Origin of the sequence: Stenotrophomonas sp. 17(2023), assembly GCF_030345315.1 — a bacterium.
Classification (GTDB): domain Bacteria; phylum Pseudomonadota; class Gammaproteobacteria; order Xanthomonadales; family Xanthomonadaceae; genus Stenotrophomonas; species Stenotrophomonas acidaminiphila.
Genome location: NZ_CP128405.1, coordinates 1,782,844 through 1,798,929 on the forward strand (window position 1 = coordinate 1,782,844; position 16,086 = coordinate 1,798,929).

General features: G+C 68.0%; 16 protein-coding genes and 5 tRNA genes. 14 read left to right on the forward strand and 7 right to left on the reverse strand.

Annotated features, from left to right (window positions below; genetic code table 11):
* Positions 1-70 precede the first annotated feature (70 nt).
* On the reverse strand, positions 71-2,449 hold the full coding sequence (gene ppsA / locus QQA12_RS08015) for a phosphoenolpyruvate synthase (RefSeq protein WP_054665381.1): 2,379 nt from the start codon (positions 2,447-2,449) through the stop codon (positions 71-73).
* Between the two features lie 194 nt (positions 2,450-2,643).
* On the opposite strand from ppsA, the gene QQA12_RS08020 reads away from it, so the two are divergent.
* From QQA12_RS08020 to QQA12_RS08030, 3 genes are all read left to right on the forward strand, one after another.
* Positions 2,644-3,465, forward strand: a complete 822-nt coding sequence (locus QQA12_RS08020) for a pyruvate, water dikinase regulatory protein (protein ID WP_054665384.1) — start codon at positions 2,644-2,646, stop codon at positions 3,463-3,465.
* 49 nt (positions 3,466-3,514) lie between these two features.
* Positions 3,515-3,997, forward strand: coding sequence for a DUF1249 domain-containing protein (locus QQA12_RS08025; protein WP_226050400.1), 483 nt, complete (start codon positions 3,515-3,517; stop codon positions 3,995-3,997).
* Between the two features lie 112 nt (positions 3,998-4,109).
* Positions 4,110-4,598 carry an 8-oxo-dGTP diphosphatase gene (locus QQA12_RS08030; protein WP_054665390.1) on the forward strand — a complete coding sequence of 163 codons (489 nt, stop codon included), beginning with the start codon at positions 4,110-4,112 and terminating at the stop codon, positions 4,596-4,598.
* A 3-nt stretch (positions 4,599-4,601) separates the two neighbouring features.
* Here QQA12_RS08030 and QQA12_RS08035 read toward each other — a convergent pair whose 3' ends face one another.
* Positions 4,602-5,249, reverse strand: coding sequence for a class I SAM-dependent methyltransferase (locus tag QQA12_RS08035; RefSeq protein ID WP_226050401.1), 648 nt, complete (start codon positions 5,247-5,249; stop codon positions 4,602-4,604).
* Positions 5,250-5,413: 164 nt separating this feature from the next.
* On the opposite strand from QQA12_RS08035, the gene QQA12_RS08040 reads away from it, so the two are divergent.
* From QQA12_RS08040 to QQA12_RS08070, 7 genes are all read left to right on the forward strand, one after another.
* On the forward strand, positions 5,414-6,028 hold the full coding sequence (locus QQA12_RS08040; RefSeq protein WP_056932126.1) for a CDP-alcohol phosphatidyltransferase family protein: 615 nt from the start codon (positions 5,414-5,416) through the stop codon (positions 6,026-6,028).
* Between the two features lie 61 nt (positions 6,029-6,089).
* Complete coding sequence (gene phaE, locus QQA12_RS08045; RefSeq protein WP_226050402.1) at positions 6,090-7,181, forward strand: class III poly(R)-hydroxyalkanoic acid synthase subunit PhaE; 1,092 nt, start codon at positions 6,090-6,092, stop codon at positions 7,179-7,181.
* A complete protein-coding gene (gene phaC / locus QQA12_RS08050; protein WP_226050403.1) occupies positions 7,178-8,242 on the forward strand; it encodes a class III poly(R)-hydroxyalkanoic acid synthase subunit PhaC in 1,065 nt (354 codons plus the stop codon). Before phaE ends, phaC begins: the two co-directional genes overlap by 4 nt.
* A complete protein-coding gene (locus QQA12_RS08055) occupies positions 8,239-8,607 on the forward strand; it encodes a DUF5329 domain-containing protein (protein ID WP_226050404.1) in 369 nt (122 codons plus the stop codon). Before phaC ends, QQA12_RS08055 begins: the two co-directional genes overlap by 4 nt.
* A gap of 8 nt (positions 8,608-8,615) precedes the next feature.
* Entirely contained in the window at positions 8,616-9,101 is a 486-nt protein-coding gene (locus QQA12_RS08060) for a hypothetical protein (protein WP_226050405.1), read from the forward strand.
* A 129-nt stretch (positions 9,102-9,230) separates the two neighbouring features.
* Entirely contained in the window at positions 9,231-9,446 is a 216-nt protein-coding gene (locus QQA12_RS08065; protein WP_054665407.1) for a hypothetical protein, read from the forward strand.
* A 135-nt stretch (positions 9,447-9,581) separates the two neighbouring features.
* The gene (locus tag QQA12_RS08070; RefSeq protein ID WP_226050406.1) at positions 9,582-11,939 is read left to right on the forward strand and encodes a Tex family protein; all 2,358 of its coding nucleotides are present in this window, start codon (positions 9,582-9,584) and stop codon (positions 11,937-11,939) included.
* 132 nt (positions 11,940-12,071) lie between these two features.
* Here QQA12_RS08070 and QQA12_RS08075 read toward each other — a convergent pair.
* Positions 12,072-12,158: transfer RNA gene (locus QQA12_RS08075), tRNA-Leu, on the reverse strand.
* Between the two features lie 120 nt (positions 12,159-12,278).
* Between QQA12_RS08075 and QQA12_RS08080 the strand changes: the two genes are divergently transcribed.
* The gene (locus QQA12_RS08080) at positions 12,279-12,647 is read left to right on the forward strand and encodes a response regulator (protein ID WP_054668663.1); all 369 of its coding nucleotides are present in this window, start codon (positions 12,279-12,281) and stop codon (positions 12,645-12,647) included.
* Between the two features lie 81 nt (positions 12,648-12,728).
* Here QQA12_RS08080 and QQA12_RS08085 read toward each other — a convergent pair.
* From QQA12_RS08085 to QQA12_RS08100, 4 genes are all read right to left on the reverse strand, one after another.
* Positions 12,729-12,804: transfer RNA gene (locus tag QQA12_RS08085), tRNA-Glu, on the reverse strand.
* 47 nt (positions 12,805-12,851) lie between these two features.
* Positions 12,852-12,927 (reverse strand) — tRNA-Ala (locus QQA12_RS08090).
* 141 nt (positions 12,928-13,068) lie between these two features.
* Positions 13,069-13,144: transfer RNA gene (locus QQA12_RS08095), tRNA-Glu, on the reverse strand.
* Positions 13,145-13,198: 54 nt separating this feature from the next.
* A tRNA-Ala gene (locus QQA12_RS08100) sits at positions 13,199-13,274 on the reverse strand.
* Positions 13,275-13,482: 208 nt separating this feature from the next.
* Here QQA12_RS08100 and QQA12_RS08105 point away from each other — a divergent pair.
* The 3 genes from QQA12_RS08105 (at position 13,483) to QQA12_RS08115 (ending at position 16,065) form a co-directional block, all read left to right on the forward strand.
* On the forward strand, positions 13,483-13,857 hold the full coding sequence (locus tag QQA12_RS08105) for a hypothetical protein (RefSeq protein WP_054665411.1): 375 nt from the start codon (positions 13,483-13,485) through the stop codon (positions 13,855-13,857).
* An 898-nt stretch (positions 13,858-14,755) separates the two neighbouring features.
* Positions 14,756-15,757, forward strand: coding sequence for a DNA topoisomerase IB (locus QQA12_RS08110; RefSeq protein WP_226050408.1), 1,002 nt, complete (start codon positions 14,756-14,758; stop codon positions 15,755-15,757).
* A gap of 95 nt (positions 15,758-15,852) precedes the next feature.
* On the forward strand, positions 15,853-16,065 hold the full coding sequence (locus QQA12_RS08115) for a hypothetical protein (RefSeq protein WP_054668664.1): 213 nt from the start codon (positions 15,853-15,855) through the stop codon (positions 16,063-16,065).
* The last annotated feature ends 21 nt before the right edge of the window (positions 16,066-16,086 follow it).

Sequence of the window (16,086 nt, forward strand, 5' to 3'; positions counted from 1 at the left end):
GGGCGCATGAAACAAGGCCCCGGTTTCCCGGGGCCTGGTCTGGATCAGCGGGCCATCGCGCGTGCCTGGATCAGGACGCGGCCTTGCTCTTGGCCAGTCGCAGCCAGGTGTCGACCACGGTATCCGGGTTCAGCGACACCGACTCGATGCCTTCCTGCATCAGCCATTCGGCCAGATCCGGATGGTCGGACGGGCCCTGGCCGCAGATGCCGACGTACTTGCCCTTGGCACGGGCGGCCTTGATCGCCATCGACAGCAGCTTCTTGACCGCCGGATTCCGCTCGTCGAACAGGTGGGCGACGATGGAGGAGTCGCGGTCCAGGCCGAGCGTGAGCTGGGTCAGGTCGTTGGAGCCGATCGAGAAGCCATCGAAGATCTCCAGGAACTCGTCGGCGAGCAGCGCGTTGGACGGCACCTCGCACATCATGATGATCTTCAGGCCGTTCTCGCCCTGCTTGAGGCCGTTCTGCGCCAGCACCTCGACCACCTTGCGGCCTTCCTCCAGGGTGCGCACGAACGGGATCATCACCCACAGGTTGTCCAGGCCCATCTCGTTGCGCACGCGCAGCACGGCCTGGCACTCCAGGGCGAACGCGGCCGAGAAGCTCGGGTCGACGTAACGGCTGGCGCCGCGGAAGCCGATCATCGGGTTCTCTTCATGCGGCTCGTAATTGCTGCCGCCGATCAGGTTGGCGTACTCGTTGGACTTGAAGTCCGACAGGCGCACGATCACCGGGTTCGGCGCGACCGAGGCGGTGAGGGTGGCGATGCCTTCGGCCAGGCGGTCCACGTAGAAGCTCACCGGATCCTTGTAGCCGGCGATCTTCTCGTCGATCTTCTTCTTCGTGGCCGCATCCTGGCGGTCGTACTGCAGCAGCGCGTTCGGGTGCACGCCGATGTGGCTGGCGATGATCATTTCCAGGCGGGCCAGGCCGATGCCGGCGTTCGGCAGCTGGCCGAAATCGAAGGCGCGCTCGGGGTTGGCCACGTTCATCATGATCTTCAGCGGCGCCGGCGGCATGTTGCCCAGGTCGGTGGTCGCGCGCTCGAAGCCCAGCTTGCCTTCATAGATGAAGCCGGTATCGCCCTCGGCGCAGCTGACGGTGACCAGCTGGCCGTCCTCGATGACCTGGGTCGCGTTGCCCGAGCCGACCACGGCCGGCACGCCCAGCTCGCGGGCGATGATCGCCGCGTGGCAGGTACGGCCACCGCGGTTGGTGACGATGGCCGAGGCCCGCTTCATCACCGGCTCCCAGTCGGGGTCGGTCATGTCGGCGATCAGCACGTCGCCGGGCTGCACGCGGTTCATGTCGTCCAGGGTCTTGACCACGCGGGCCACGCCGGCACCGATCTTGGCGCCGACCGCACGGCCTTCGGCCAGTACCTTGCCGCCCTTTTCGGTCAGCGCGAAGCGCTCGATCTGGGTGGCATGGCTGCGCGACTTCACCGTTTCCGGGCGCGCCTGCACGATGAACAGCTTGCCGCTGACCCCGTCCTTGGCCCACTCGATGTCCATCGGGCGGCCGTAGTGCTTCTCGATCGTCAGCGCCTGCCGGGACAGCTCGTGCACGTCTTCGTCGCTGATCGAGAAGGTGTTGCGCAGTTCGGCCGGGGTGTCCTCGACCTTGACCCGCTCGCCGGGGACATCCGAATACACCATGCGGATCGCCTTGCTGCCGAGCGCGCGGCGCAGGATCGCCGGCTTGCCGGCCTGCAGGGTGGGCTTGTAGACGTAGAACTCGTCCGGGTTGACCGCACCCTGCACGACCATCTCGCCCAGGCCGAACGAGGAGGTGACGAACACCACGTCGCGGAAGCCCGATTCGGTGTCCAGGGTGAACAGCACGCCCGACGAGCCCACGCCCGAGCGCACCATCAGCTGCACGCCGGCGGACAGGAACACGTCCTCGTGCTTGAAGCCATGGTGCACGCGGTAGGCAATGGCGCGGTCGTTGTACAGCGAGGCGAACACTTCCTTGACCTTGCGCACGACGTCGTCGGCGCCGGTGACGTTGAGGAAGGTCTCCTGCTGGCCGGCGAAGGAGGCATCGGGCAGGTCCTCGGCGGTGGCCGAGGAACGCACCGCCACGGCCACTTCGCCGCCGCCGTTGTCGGCGCACAGGCGCGCGTAGGCGTCGCGGATGTCCTTGTCCAGCGCCGGCTGCAGCGGCGCGTCGATCACCCAGCCGCGGATCTCGCCGCCGGCCGCGGTCAGCGCGTTGACGTCTTCCACGTCCAGCGTGGCCAGGCGGTCGAAGATGCGCTTGGACAGGTCGTTGTGGGCGATGAAGTCCTTGAACGCTTCGGCGGTGGTGGCATAGCCGCCAGGTACCGAGACTCCCAGGCCGGCAAGGTTGCCGATCATCTCGCCGAGCGAGGAATTCTTGCCCCCCACGCGGGCCAGGTCGGCCAAGCGCAGTTCATGCAACCACAGGATGTTCTCGTTCAAGCGCGATGCTCCGTTGAGGCCATCGCCCGAGGCGGGCTGGTATGGCCACGTCCGTAGGAAGAAGCCAATATGATGCAGTGCACACCTAAGCGGCACAAGCTTGTGACATTACTTTGTCTTGTGCTTGTCTTTCCCGGGACAGCGGCGGGTCATCCGTCGCCCCCCGCGCCATTCCCCCTCCAAAGGAGTCCTGCATGACGGCGATCCGACCGGTGTTCTATGTCTCGGACGGTACCGGCATCACTGCCGAGACCGTGGGCCACAGCCTGTTGACCCAGTTCTCCGGCTTCAGTTTCGTGACCGATCGCATGTCGTTCGTGGACGATGCCAACAAGGCGCACGACGCCGCACGCCGCATCCGCGCCGCGGGCGAGCGCTACCAGGTCCGGCCGATCGTGGTCAGCTCCTGCGTCGACTCGGCGCTGGGGCGGATCCTGGAGGAGAGCGGGGCACTGGTACTGGACGTGTTCGTGCCGTTCATCGGCCCGCTGGAACAGGAACTGGAGGCCACCCGCCACTCCAAGATCGGCCAGGCCCACGGCATGGTGGACTTCGACACCTACCACCGCCGCATCAACGCCATGAACTTCGCCCTGAGCCACGATGACGGCATCGCGGTGAACTACGACGAGGCCGACGTGGTGCTGGTGGCCGTGTCGCGCGCCGGCAAGACCCCGACCTGCATCTACCTGGCGCTGCACTACGGCATCCGCGCGGCCAACTATCCGTTGACCGAGGAGGACCTGGAGAGCGACCGCCTGCCGCCGCGGCTGCGCCCGTACCGGCACAAGCTGTTCGGGCTGACCATCGACCCCGAGCGGCTGCAGCAGATCCGCCAGGAGCGGCGGCCCAATTCGCGCTACGCCAGCGCCGAGGTCTGCCGCCGCGAGGTGGCCGCGGCCGAAACCATGTTCAGGATGGAGCGCATCCCGACCCTGAGCACGACGCATACCTCGATCGAGGAGATCTCCAGCAAGGTGCTCGGCACGCTGGGGCTGCAGCGGGAGATGTTCTGAGGCCGCCGCAGCGCATGCCGCGGCCAGGGGGGCCGTGTACGATCACCCCATGAACCAGGCTCTTTCCCGCGTCGATCGCATTCCCCGGCTTGGTCGCCTTGGCTGGCTGATGGGGCTGTACGCGGAAAACTACCAGCACCTGGTGCGGCTGTTCGCACCGGACCACCTGCACCAGGGGCGCTATGCCTCATCCATCGGCGATGGCCTGGACCTGTACCTGGACGTGATCGAGTGCCACCGCTACACGGTCGAACTGCGCATGACCTATGGCATCCTCGACCCGCTGACCGGCGAGCCCGATCCGTCGGCCTACGTGCGCCTGTACCGCGATGCGAAGCAGGTGGAGACCACCCACTGCTATGTCGGCCGGCGCTGGCAGGACGCGATCGGCATGTATCCCCCGGCGGACGAACTGGTCAGCCATCGCCTGCGCATGAATACCTTCCTCGGCAAATGGCTGGAATACCTGGCCGAGCGCGGGCATGGCGTGGCCACCCTGCGCCGGCTCGACGAGGCCGGCATGCCGATGTGAGCCCGGCGCACGCGCGGACGATGCCGGTGCCGGGCGCGCCGTTCCCGGCGCCGCATTCGCGTGGCGGGGCGATCGGTCATACTGCGTGTTTTCGCCGCACGCCCCGATTCCGATGCCCTATACCCCGATTCTCGCCACCCTGGGATACGTGATGTCCAGGGACGGCACCCAGGCCCTGATGATCCATCGCAACACCCGTCCCGGCGACATGCACCTGGGCAAGTACAACGGGTTGGGCGGCAAGATGGAGCCGGAGGAAGACGCGCTGGCATGCATGCACCGCGAGATCCGCGAGGAAGCCGGGATCGAATGCGGCACCACCCGCCTGCGCGGCACCCTGAGCTGGCCGGGCTTCGGCAAGCACGGCGAAGACTGGTTCGCCTTCGTGTTCGTGATCGACGACTGGACCGGCACGCCGCTGCAGTCCAACCCCGAGGGCACGCTGGAATGGGTGCCGGTGGACCGGCTCGAGTCGCTGCCGCTGTGGGAGGGCGACCGCCATTTCCTGCCACTGGTGTTCGATGCCGATCCGCGGCCGTTCCACGGGGTGATGCCGTACCGCGACGGCCGCATGCAGTCCTGGAGCTATAGCCGCCTGTAAGCGTCAGCCGCGCCGGGCCAGCAGCAGGTGGAACTGCTTGTCGACCCGGCGGCCGTCGTTGCTGGTGCCGGTTTCGGCGTGGGTCCGGTGGATCCAGGCCGGGAAGCCGCTGGCGTGCAGCGCGTGCTCGACCCGGGCCCGTTCGTACAGGTGGAAGCCATGGGCGGTGAAGGGCAGGCTGCGCATGAACGCGGCATCGCCGAAGGCCAGGCACAGCCGGCCCCCGGGGCGCAGCGCCGCGGCCAGCCGCGCCAGGACGCCGGGCAGGTCCGGCCAGAAGTACAGGGTGTTCACGGCCAGTACGGCGTCGAAGCGGGCGTTGCCCACGGCAAGCGCCTGCGCATCGCCGGCCTGCAGCTGCGCGCGCCCGGCGAGCCCGTTGCCGCGCAGGAGCGCGTTGCCGGCGCGGACCATCTCGCTGGACAGCTCGATGCCCAGGTAACGGCTGCCGGGTGCGGCGAGCAGCAGCGGGGCAAAGGCCGCGTTGCCGGGGCCGATTTCCAGAATGTGCTCGTTGGCCTGGACGGCCAGCAATGCGATCGCGGCGCGGTTCAGCGCGCCATTGCTGCGGTTCATCGACTCGGCCACGGCCATTGCGGCGTCGCCATGGGGGTGCCGCAACTGTGCGGCCAGGGTGGGAATGTCCAGCATCGTCGTCGTCCGTTCAGGGGGGGCGGACGTGGCGGCGGCGGGTCCATGACCGATGATGGCGATCCCCGGTGTGCCGGCGCAAGGTGGGTGTCCGGTGCCCGCGGTGCTGTCGCGGTCGTGGGCGCTCGCGGTAACCTGTCCGGGTACATGTCCGGCGAGTCCCCATGAAACGTCACTTCTCGATGCTGCGCGAGTTCCGCCTCGCGGACTGGTTCACGCTTGGCAACGCCTTCTGCGGCACCGGTGCGGTGTTTGCGGCGATGCGCTTCCTGCAGGACGGCCAGCGCGGCTTCCTGCTGTTCGGCATGGCGCTGATCCCGCTGGCGTTCGTGTTCGATGCGCTCGATGGCCGTATCGCCCGCTGGCGGCAGTCGTCCTCCACCCTGGGGCGCGAACTGGATTCGCTGGCCGACGTGATCTCCTTCGGCGTCGCCCCCGCCGCGCTGGCCTACGCCTGCGGCATGCAGGGCGGCTGGGACTGGCTGGTGCTGAGCTACTTCGTCTGCTGCGGCGTCAGCCGGCTGGCGCGCTACAACGTCACCGCCGAGGAAATCGCCGGCGACTCGGACAAGGTCCCGTACTTCGAGGGAACCCCGATCCCCACCAGCCTGGCGCTGGTGGTCGTGCTGGCGATGGCGGCCCATTTCGGCGCGATCGGCGCCAACCTGTGGGGCGGCGTCTGGCAACTGGGGCCGTGGCAGCTGCATCCGCTGGTGCTGCTGTTCGCGTTGTCCGGTTCGCTGATGATCAGCAAGACCCTGCATATTCCCAAGCCCTGACCGCTGCGGCGCGGCCGCGTTGCTATCATCGTCGTGACAACGGCGGAGCAGGGCAGCGGCAGTGGCCGAGGACAACGACAGCACGGGTTTCGACGCCGGCCTGAAGCGCGCCTGGGAGGCATGGCAGCAGGCCGTGGGCCAGGGCGCCGCAGGCGCGCCGGACGCCTTTCCCTGGCAGGAGGGCATCGCGCAGTGGACGCGGCTGGTCAGCACCGGCGCCGCGCCGCAGGTGCATGAGCTCGGCGCCCGCTTCCAGCAGCAGGCCGGTGACTGGCTGGGCACGATGCAGCAGGTCGCGGCCCGTTTCGCCGGCCGCGACAGCAGTGCCGCCGAAGTCGCCGGCGCCTGGCGCGACGCCGTGGAGGGGCAGGGCGACGCCATGGTGCGCTGGATGCTCGATGCGGCCCGCGGTGGCAACGCGCTGGGCGACCAGCCCTGGATTCGCGATTTCGTCCATGCGCTGCAGTCCGGCCATGGCGAGGGCGGCTGGCTGAACGCGCCGACCTTCGGCCCGGCCCGCGAGCACCAGGCGCGCTGGCAGGCCTTGCTGCGTGCGCAGCAGGAGCACCAGGCGCGCATGGAGGCCTATGTCGGCTCCATCCGCGGCGTGCTGGATGATGCCTTCCATCGCTTCGAGGCCAAGCTGGCCGAGCACGAGGCCCCCGGCAGCCAGCTCACCAGTGCCCGCGCGATGTTCGACCTGTGGATCGACGCCGCCGAAGAGGCCTATGCCACGGTGGCCATGTCCGAGGATTTCCAGCGCATCTACGCCGATCTGGCCAATACCCAGATGCGCCTGCGCGCCGCCACCCAGCACGAGCTCGAGCGCGCCTGCGAGCTGATGGGAGTGCCGACGCGCACCGAGATGGATGCCGCCCACCGCCGCATCGCCGAACTGGAGCGCTGGATGCGGCGCATGGCCGCGACCGGCACCGCGCCCGCCCCGGCGCCCGCCCCGGCGCCAGCGAAGGCGAGGGCGAGGACGACGGCGAAGTCGACGGTGAAGTCGAAGTCCGCGCACGGCGGCGGCGCCGCACCGAAGAACCGGCCCGCGGCGGCAACGAAGGCCGGCAAGCCGGCCGCACCCGCCAGCGTCCGCGCGGCCAGGACCGCGTCCCGCCCGGCCACGCCGCGGCGCGGAGGCAAGCCATGAAGGGGCCGCTCGGGTTCGGCATGGACGACCTGCTGCAGGAGACCCTGCAGCTGCAGCGCAAGCTGGCCGACGGGCTGAAGCTGCTGCCGGGCATGGAGGACGTCGACTATGGCGTCACCGAACGCCAGCCGGTGTGGAGCGACGGCAAGGTCACGCTGTACCGCTTCGTCGGTAGCGGGGCGCCGTCCGGGCAGCCGCCGCTGATGATCGTCTACGCGCTGGTCAACCGGCCGTACATGGTGGACCTGCAGGACGGCCGCTCGCTGGTGCAGAAACTGCTCGCCGCCGGCCAGGATGTGTACGTGCTGGACTGGGGCTACCCGGATCGCTCCGAGCGTTTCCTGACCCTGGAGGACTACCTGCTGCGCTACCTCGACGGCGCCGTCGACCACCTGCATGCGCAGCATGGCGGGGCGCCCAACCTGCTGGGCATCTGCCAGGGCGGGGTGTTCTCGCTGTGCTACGCCGCGCTGCGCCCGCACAAGGTGCGCAACCTGGTGACCATGGTCACGCCGGTGGATTTCCACACCGCGGACAACATGCTCTCGCACTGGGCCCGGCACGTCGACGTGGACCTGTTCGTCGATACGCTGGGCAATGTCCCGGCCGACCTGATGAACGCCAGTTACCTGATGCTCAAGCCGTTCCGGCTCAATGTGCAGAAATACGTGGGACTGGTGGACATCCTCGACGACCGGCAGGCGCTGGAGGATTTCCTGCGCATGGAGAAGTGGATCTTCGACTCGCCCGACCTGGCCGGCGAGGCGTTCCGCGAGTTCGTCAAGCAGTTCTACCAGGCCAATGGGCTGATGCATGGCGGCATCCGCATCGGTGCCGAGGTGGTGGACCTGGAAAACCTGCGGATGCCGGTGCTCAACATCTACGCCGAGCAGGACCACCTGGTGCCGCCGGCGGCGTCCAGGGCACTGCGCGAACGCACCGGCAGCGACGACTACACGGAGCTGGGTTTCCGCGGCGGCCATATCGGCATCTATGTCTCGGCACGCGCGCAGCGCGAGGTACCCAGCGCCATCCACGGCTGGCTGAGCGAACGCCCATGACGCGCGGCATCTTGCTGGCGATGCTCCTGGGTGTGGCGGTGGTTCCGTCCACGCTGCACGCCGCGCCCGGCGCCACCGCCCGCGCCGAGATCGGTGGATTGATGCAGGCACTGGAGGATTCGGGCTGTCGCTTCCAGCGCAACGGCAGCTGGCACGATGCGGCCGAAGCGCGCAGCCACCTGCAGCGCAAGTACGACTACCTGCTCAAGCGCGGCCTGGCCGACAGCGCCGAACAGTTCATCGAGCGTGCCGCCAGCCGCAGCAGCATCAGCGGCAAGCCCTACCGGGTGGCGTGCCCGGGCCGTGCCGAGCAGGACGCCGCGCCCTGGTTCCGCCAGCAGTTGCTGCGGCTGCGCGGCGGTTGACGGCTCGAATGCAGCGCCCCTCCACCGCAACCGCAGGCGCATGTGGCCGCGTTGCGGCATGGGGCCTGCGCCTGGCGCGCCTGCTGGGCGCGCTGTGGACGGCGCCCAACACCCTGCTCGGCCTGGCCGCGGGGCTGGCGGGCATGCCGGCGGGGGCCAGGCCGCACTGGAACCGGCGCGACTGCGCGCTGGTGTTCCATCGTTGGCCGTGGGGGCCGGGCGGCGCAATCACCCTGGGCATGGTGATCCTGCACACCGGCGATACCCTCGACGCGGCGTGTACGACCTACGAACACCGCGCCGGCCGCTGCCGCCATCCGCAGGTCCGCCTCGGCGACCATGAGCGCGCGCACGTGTTCCAGTACATGGTGCTGGGGCCGTTGTTCCTGCCGGTCTACCTGGCCTGCGGTGGGGTCAGCGTCCGCAATCCGTTCGAGCGCGCGGCCGACCGCTATGCATTGCAGGGGCGCGGCTGGTGGCCGGGTGTTTCCTGAGCGGTTGCCGGCACCTGTCTTCGGCGCGCAACCGCCCGGTCATGCAGCCTCAACCTTTTTTGTACATCCTGGTAACGCCCGCCCACCTAGAGTGGTGCCGTTACAGACGCAACAGGAGTACGGGTCACCATGGCAGTCGTTCTTTATATCGGTGGCAGCAAGGATGGCGAGAAGGGCGTGGTGCCCTATGGCTTCAGCAAGACCCGCAGGGACACCGACGCTGGCCCTGAGATCTACGTGGAGCGGATGATGGACGTCAGCGGCAAGGGCAGGGTGCGGGTGATGGTGCTGGAGAGCCTGCGCGACGACATTGCCTTCCAGCGCCTGAACCGGCATCTGGGCTAGGCGCGCCGGCAGCTGCGCCGGTCGTCTGCCGACACCGGCGCGAAGCAACCCCGGGCCGGGCTGTCAATGGCTTTCCCCTCCCGGGACGCGCTGCCAGAATGCGGGCTTCCCGAGTAGCGGTAGCCCCTGGAATCCATGCAAGACAGCAAGCTCGCGCAGCAGATCGCGCAGACCATCGCCGACGAGATCGGCGCCCAGCCCGCACAGGCCAAGGCCGCCATCGCCCTGCTCGATGAAGGCGCCAGCGTTCCGTTCATCGCCCGCTACCGCAAGGAAGTCACCGGCGGCCTGGACGACACCCAGCTGCGCAACCTGGAAGTGCGCCTGACCTACCTGCGCGAACTGGAAGACCGCCGTGCCGCGGTGCTTGCCAGCATCGAGGAACAGGGCAAGCTGAGCGACGAGCTGCGCAACGAGATCCTGGCTGCCGACACCAAGTCGCGGCTGGAGGACCTGTACCTGCCGTACAAGCCCAAGCGCCGCACCCGCGCGCAGATCGCCCGCGAAGCCGGGCTGGAACCGCTGGCCGACGGCCTGCTCGCAGACCCGACCCGGGATCCGCAGGCCTTCGCCGCCGGTTTCGTCGATGCCGACAAGGGCGTGGCCGATGCCAAGGCCGCGCTGGAAGGCGCGCGCGCGATCCTGATGGAACGCTGGGGCGAGGACGCGGCGCTGGTCGGCGAGCTGCGCCAGTGGCTGGGCGAGGTCGGGGTGATCCGTGCCCGCGTCGCCGAAGGCAAGGAAACCGAAGGCGCCAAGTACCGCGATTACTTCGAGCATGCCGAGTCGCTGGCGAAGATTCCCTCGCACCGGCTGCTGGCGCTGTTCCGCGCGCGCCGCGAGGAAATCCTGTTCCTCGAACTGGATCCGGGCAGCGATGCGGACGCCGGCCACCAGTACGCCGAAGGCCGGGTGGCGCGCAGCGCCGGCGTCGCCGACCACGGCCGCGCGGCGGACCGCTGGCTGCTGGACGCCTGTCGCCTGACCTGGCGCGCGAAGCTGCACATGCACCTGCTGCTGGACCTGTTCAACCAGGCCCGCGAGAAGGCCGAGGCCGAAGCCATCGCGGTGTTCGGCGACAACCTCAAGGACCTGCTGCTGGCCGCACCGGCCGGTCCCAGGACCGTGCTCGGGCTGGACCCGGGCATCCGCACCGGCTGCAAGGTCGCCGTGGTCGATGCCACCGGCAAGCTGCTGGCGACCGAGACGATCTATCCGCACGAACCCAGGCGCCAGTGGGAACAATCGCTGCAGACGCTCAGGCTGCTGTGCGCCCGGCACAACGTCGAACTGATCGCCATCGGCAACGGCACCGCCAGCCGCGAAACCGACAAGCTCGCTGGGGAGGTCATCAAGGCCTGCGACAATCCGAAGCTGCAGAAGGTCGTGGTCAGTGAGGCCGGTGCCTCGGTGTACTCGGCGTCCGAGCTCGCGGCCCGCGAGTTCCCCGGCCTCGACGTGTCGCTGCGCGGGGCCGTATCGATCGCGCGGCGCCTGCAGGATCCGCTGGCCGAACTGGTCAAGATCGAGCCCAAGGCGATCGGTGTCGGCCAGTACCAGCACGACGTGGACCAGTTCCGCCTGGCCAAGGCGCTGGACGCGCGCGTGGAGGATTGCGTCAACGCGGTGGGCGTGTTCGTCAACACCGCTTCGGCCGCGCTGTTGTCGCGGGTGTCGGGCCTGTCGTCGACGGTGGCCGAGAACATCGTCCGCCATCGCGACGAGAACGGCCCGTTCCGGCGCCGCCGCGACCTGCTCAAGGTGCCGCGCCTGGGCGACAAGACCTTCGAACAATGCGCCGGCTTCCTGCGCATCGCCGATGGCGACGAGCCGCTGGATGCCTCGGCCGTGCACCCGGAGGCCTATCCGGTGGTCGAGCGCATCGTCGCCGCGGCGCAGCGGCCGATCAAGACACTGCTGGGCGACGGCAGCTTCCTGCGTGGGCTCAAGGCCGAGCAGTTCACCGACGAGACCTTCGGCGTGCCGACCGTGCGCGACATCCTGAAGGAACTGGAAAAGCCCGGCCGCGATCCGCGTCCCGAGTTCAAGGCGGCGCGTTTCGCCGATGGCGTGGAAGACATCAAGGACCTGCGCGAGGGCATGGTGCTGGAAGGAGTGGTCAGCAACGTGGCCGCCTTCGGCGCGTTCGTCGACATCGGCGTGCACCAGGACGGCCTGATCCACATCTCCGCGCTGTCGGACACTTTCGTCAAGGACCCGCGCGACGTGGTCAAGGCCGGCGATATCGTCAAGGTGAAGGTGCTGGAGGTCGATGTCGCGCGCAAGCGCATCGCGTTGACCCGGCGCCTGGACGACAGCCCGGCACCGGCCAGGCGCGCCGACAAGGGCGCGGAGCAGGGTGCGGGGCGGGGTACGGCGGGGCGCCGTGATGGTGGGCGTGGCGAACCGTCGCGGGGCACGCGCCCGGGCAGTTCGGCACCACCGGCCAACAATGCGCTGGCCGAGGCGTTCGCACGCGCACGCCGCAACTGATCCGGCGCTGACCTCCGTGGAGATCGCGGCGAGGAAGGCCCTGTTGCCCGGGGCCTTCCTGCGACGCTCGTCCAGCGGGAATGACGTACGAACGCAAAAAGGCCAGGCATCGCTGCCTGGCCTTTGCTGTGCTGGTGCCGAAGGTGGGACTCGAACCCACACGCTTTTAAGGGCGGCGGATTTTGAGTCCGCTGCGTCTACCGATTCCGCCACTTCGGCTGGCAGGGGCGCAAGTATAACGGAGGGCTTGGGGGTTGGGCAGGCCTTGGCGGCGGTTTTCGCAAAGTAACCCGGGGCCCGGATGGCTATACTTCCGTCATCCGTGAGCAAGGGATGGCGATGGATTCGCTGCACTCCATGCGTGTGATGATCGTGGAGAACGACGACTTGAACGCGACGCTGCTGCAGTTGCAGCTCGAGCGCGAGGGATTGCACGTCGTGGGCGTGGCCGAAACCGTGCGGTCCGCGCTGGACATGATCGATGTGCTGCACCCGCAACTGGCGTTGCTCGATTTCTGCCTGGCCGACGACGAAGACAGTACGCCGGTTGCCGAGGTACTCGCCGGGCGCGGGATCCCGTTCCTGGTCGCGACCGGGATGGATGCATCGCGGCTGCCCGGGATATTCGATGCCGGCGTGACGCTGGCCAAGCCCTATACCGGGAGCGACCTGCGCCAGGCCCTGGCCAAGGCCCTACGGCCGCAATGAGTGGGGCCGCAGGCCGGATCAGGGGAGCGCCTCTTCTTGCGGGCAACAAAAAAGCCCTGCCTGGGCAGAGCTTCCTTGAATTGGCGTCCCCACGGGGATTCGAACCCCGGTCGCCACCGTGAAAGGGTGATGTCCTAGGCCTCTAGACGATGGGGACGCGTATGCTTCGTTGTCAATCAATCCGAACGGCCTAATGTCCGGATTTGGTGGAGCCAAGCGGGATCGAACCGCTGACCTCCTGCATGCCATGCAGGCGCTCTCCCAGCTGAGCTATGGCCCCGTATCCAAATTTTCGAGCGCGGAATATTACCGGACTCTTTGTCGGAGTGGAAGCTTTTTCTCTTCCTCATTGCCTGTTGGGCAGGGCAATGCCTCCAACAAAAAAGACCCTTGTGAAACCGGGGTCTTTGTTTTCGATGAATGGCGTCCCCACGGGGATTCGAACCCCGGTCGCCACCGTGAAAGGGTGATGTCCTAGGCCTCTAGACGATGGGGACGCGTAAACTTCATCAAGTTTTTTTCGGCTTTCCAGACGGCCTAATGTCCGGATTTGGTGGAGCCAAGCGGGATCGAACCGCTGACCTCCTGCATGCCATGCAGGCGCTCTCCCAGCTGAGCTATGGCCCCGTTGTTGCGTTGTTGCCGAGAAAGAAATGATAGCCCGGCTTTTCGGGCCGAGCAAGCCATTTGTGAAAAAAAAAACTCCATGCGCGCATGGCCGGTTGTCCGACCTCGAACAGGGCAGCGTGACGACCCCGGCAGGGATGTGCCGCTGATGTTTCCCGCCCATGCCCGACGCGATGATGGGGTCCGGACAGCCTGAACGGAACCGGTGATGGCGAAAGTTGGATTCCTGTTACTGCTGGTGGCGGCCAGCGCGCCGCACGTGGTGCCGCTGCAGGTGTTCAAGTGCCTCGATGGCGGCCAGGTGGCCTATCAGTCCCAGCCATGCGCCGGGCCGCCGGTGAAGGTCTGGACCGTGCAGCGGCTGCTGCAGACGGCGGGTCCGCCCGCAGTGCCTCGGCCGGCCACGCGCGCCGCACCGCGGTCCCGGCGCACCGCCCCTGCGCGGCGCAATGCGCGCCCCGCGGAAGATGCCTGTGCGAGGGCGCGGAAAGGGCGCGATGCGGCGTTCCGCAAAGCAGGGCTGAAGCGGGGCTTCGCGCTTTCCAGCCATTGGGACAACCGGGTCCACGAAGCCTGCTGGTAAGAGCAGCCTTGAGCAGCAACTGCCGACCGGCAAGGCGGACCTGCCATGCGGATGCCGGTATCCCCGGCAATGGGCTGTTCCCTGCAGCGGGACGCCCGCCAAGGGCAGTCCGGGACGCCGCGTCCACCACTGCCGTCGGACGCGCACCTGGCCGCCCATCATCAGCTGGTGGGGGATGGGCGCTCGTGCGCGCTGCGGATCTCCTGCCTGGGCAGGTGCCCCCGGCCGATGCCGGGACGCGATAGGAGCAGTCACCGCCCCGTGCGCGCATGCAGGTAGTAGGTGCTCAGTGGCCAGGGTGTTACCGGTGGCATGCCGGTGATTCCTGCGACGTGATCGCGGCAGGCCATTGAAGCGCCGTGTTCACGACATCTGCACCGATCTTCCCGCGCCGGTCACGCAGCGGGCGTTATGACTGTAGCCCGGCCGTATCGCAGGAGAAGGGTGATGAGGCGGTTGCTCTCCCGGGGTCTGTCAGCCGTTGTTTACATGTCGCTGGGGGCGCTTGCGGCGGTCACGGCGCAGTCGCTCTGGTCCAGCGCGTCGGCCCTGTACTGAGTGTCTGCGCACGGTGCCTGCGACGGAGTGCCGGAGAGGATGCCTGTAGGTCCTGCCGCGCGTTCCATTCCGGTTCCGGGCATGGGTCATCGGTATTGCCGCGCGCAAGGGAAGCGGTGGTGTGCCCGGTATCCACGCGGGACCGCATGCGGCGCGGCGGCCGTGGATCGATTGTTGCTTGCGAGGTGATGTCCGGATGAAACGTGGTCATTGGATGGTGCTCATAGGCGCCGTGGTGCTGCTGCTGGTACTCGTGATGGTCGTTCCGCCCTGGTGAGCGGCGTGCTGGATCGCCATGCGGCCATGCCTGCGCGATGGGTTTCCATGATCGGGCCAGGCCATGGGTGAGAGCCGCCTGCGCCACGTCCATGACCGGCAACCGGGCATCGTGAGGCTGCGCGCCGGAAAGGGCTTCCGCTACGTTGACGCCGATGGTGCGACGGTGCGCGACCGCCAGACCCTGCAGCGGATCCGCCAGCTGGCAATCCCGCCGGCCTATAAGGACGTCTGGATCTGCACCAGCGCCGACGGGCACCTGCAGGCGACCGGTCGCGACGCGCGCGGGCGCAAGCAGTACCGCTACCACCCGGACTGGGTGCGGCGGCGTGGTACGGACAAGTTCGATCGCATCCTGGCGTTCGGGAAGGCACTGCCGGCGCTGCGCAGGCAGGTGCGTCGGCACCTTGCATTGGGCGGGCTTCCACGCGAGAAGGTCCTGGCCCTGGTCGTATCGGTGATGGGCCGGACGTATGCGCGGGTCGGCAATGCGGCCTATGCGCGCAGCAATCGCTCCTACGGCCTGACCACGCTGCGCACCCGTCACGTGCGCCTGCCGGCAAAGCGCGTCGCGCAGATACGGTTCGCCGGCAAGTCAGGCCGCGTGCACGTGCTGCACATCGACGACGCCCGGCTGGTGGGATTGATCCGGCGTTGCCATGACCTGCCCGGCAAGATGCTGTTCCAGTACCTGGACGACGACGGCCAGGTGCGGCCGGTCGATTCCGGCGATATCAACGCTTACCTGCGGCAGGCGACCGGCGCTGCGTTCAGCGCCAAGGACTTCCGCACATGGGGAGCAACCCTGACCGCCCTGATGGAACTGGTGCGGTTGCCACTGCCTGCGGATGCCAGTGCGACGCACTGCACCGCGATGCAGAACCAGGTGGTCGCATCGGTGGCGGCCACTCTCGGCAATACTCCGGCGGTGTGTCGCGCGTCCTACATAGACCCCTGCGTGTTCGATGCCTGGCGCGCCGGCCGGCTTGAACCCCTGCGCGCACTTCGTGGCATACGCCAGCTGGAGGCGGCCGCGTTGCGCCTGCTGCGCGCTTGCCACCGCTGACGGCCCCTCATGCACATGGCGTCCACGTCCTTTCACGGCCGGGCAGCGGCGGCGCTGCGGACAATCAGCACTCCATCTGCATCGAGGACATGGCCATGGCGACCTGCGACGTCTGTGGAAATGAATATGCCAACAGTTTCACGGTGACCCAAGGGGCCGTCACCGGCACCTTCGATTCGTTCGAATGCGCGATCCACGCCATGGCGCCGCGCTGCGCGCATTGCCGATGCGCGGTGATCGGCCATGGCATCGAGTCCGCGGGCGTGGTCCATTGTTGCGAACACTGCGCCCGCCACGCGGCCGCATGAATGCCTGATAGCCCTCCATAC

Coding starts and splice junctions, on each gene's coding strand:
- QQA12_RS08105 (WP_054665411.1), top strand. CDS start 13,483: ATGGCGAAAGTTGGATTCCTGTTACTGCTGGTGGCGGCCAGCGCGCCG.
- phaC (WP_226050403.1), top strand. CDS start 7,178: ATGAAGGGGCCGCTCGGGTTCGGCATGGACGACCTGCTGCAGGAGACC.
- QQA12_RS08035 (WP_226050401.1), bottom strand. CDS start 5,249: ATGCTGGACATTCCCACCCTGGCCGCACAGTTGCGGCACCCCCATGGC.
- QQA12_RS08115 (WP_054668664.1), top strand. CDS start 15,853: ATGGCGACCTGCGACGTCTGTGGAAATGAATATGCCAACAGTTTCACG.
- QQA12_RS08055 (WP_226050404.1), top strand. CDS start 8,239: ATGACGCGCGGCATCTTGCTGGCGATGCTCCTGGGTGTGGCGGTGGTT.
- QQA12_RS08040 (WP_056932126.1), top strand. CDS start 5,414: ATGAAACGTCACTTCTCGATGCTGCGCGAGTTCCGCCTCGCGGACTGG.
- QQA12_RS08025 (WP_226050400.1), top strand. CDS start 3,515: ATGAACCAGGCTCTTTCCCGCGTCGATCGCATTCCCCGGCTTGGTCGC.
- QQA12_RS08080 (WP_054668663.1), top strand. CDS start 12,279: ATGGATTCGCTGCACTCCATGCGTGTGATGATCGTGGAGAACGACGAC.
- QQA12_RS08110 (WP_226050408.1), top strand. CDS start 14,756: ATGGGTGAGAGCCGCCTGCGCCACGTCCATGACCGGCAACCGGGCATC.
- QQA12_RS08060 (WP_226050405.1), top strand. CDS start 8,616: ATGCAGCGCCCCTCCACCGCAACCGCAGGCGCATGTGGCCGCGTTGCG.
- QQA12_RS08070 (WP_226050406.1), top strand. CDS start 9,582: ATGCAAGACAGCAAGCTCGCGCAGCAGATCGCGCAGACCATCGCCGAC.
- QQA12_RS08065 (WP_054665407.1), top strand. CDS start 9,231: ATGGCAGTCGTTCTTTATATCGGTGGCAGCAAGGATGGCGAGAAGGGC.
- QQA12_RS08030 (WP_054665390.1), top strand. CDS start 4,110: ATGCCCTATACCCCGATTCTCGCCACCCTGGGATACGTGATGTCCAGG.
- QQA12_RS08020 (WP_054665384.1), top strand. CDS start 2,644: ATGACGGCGATCCGACCGGTGTTCTATGTCTCGGACGGTACCGGCATC.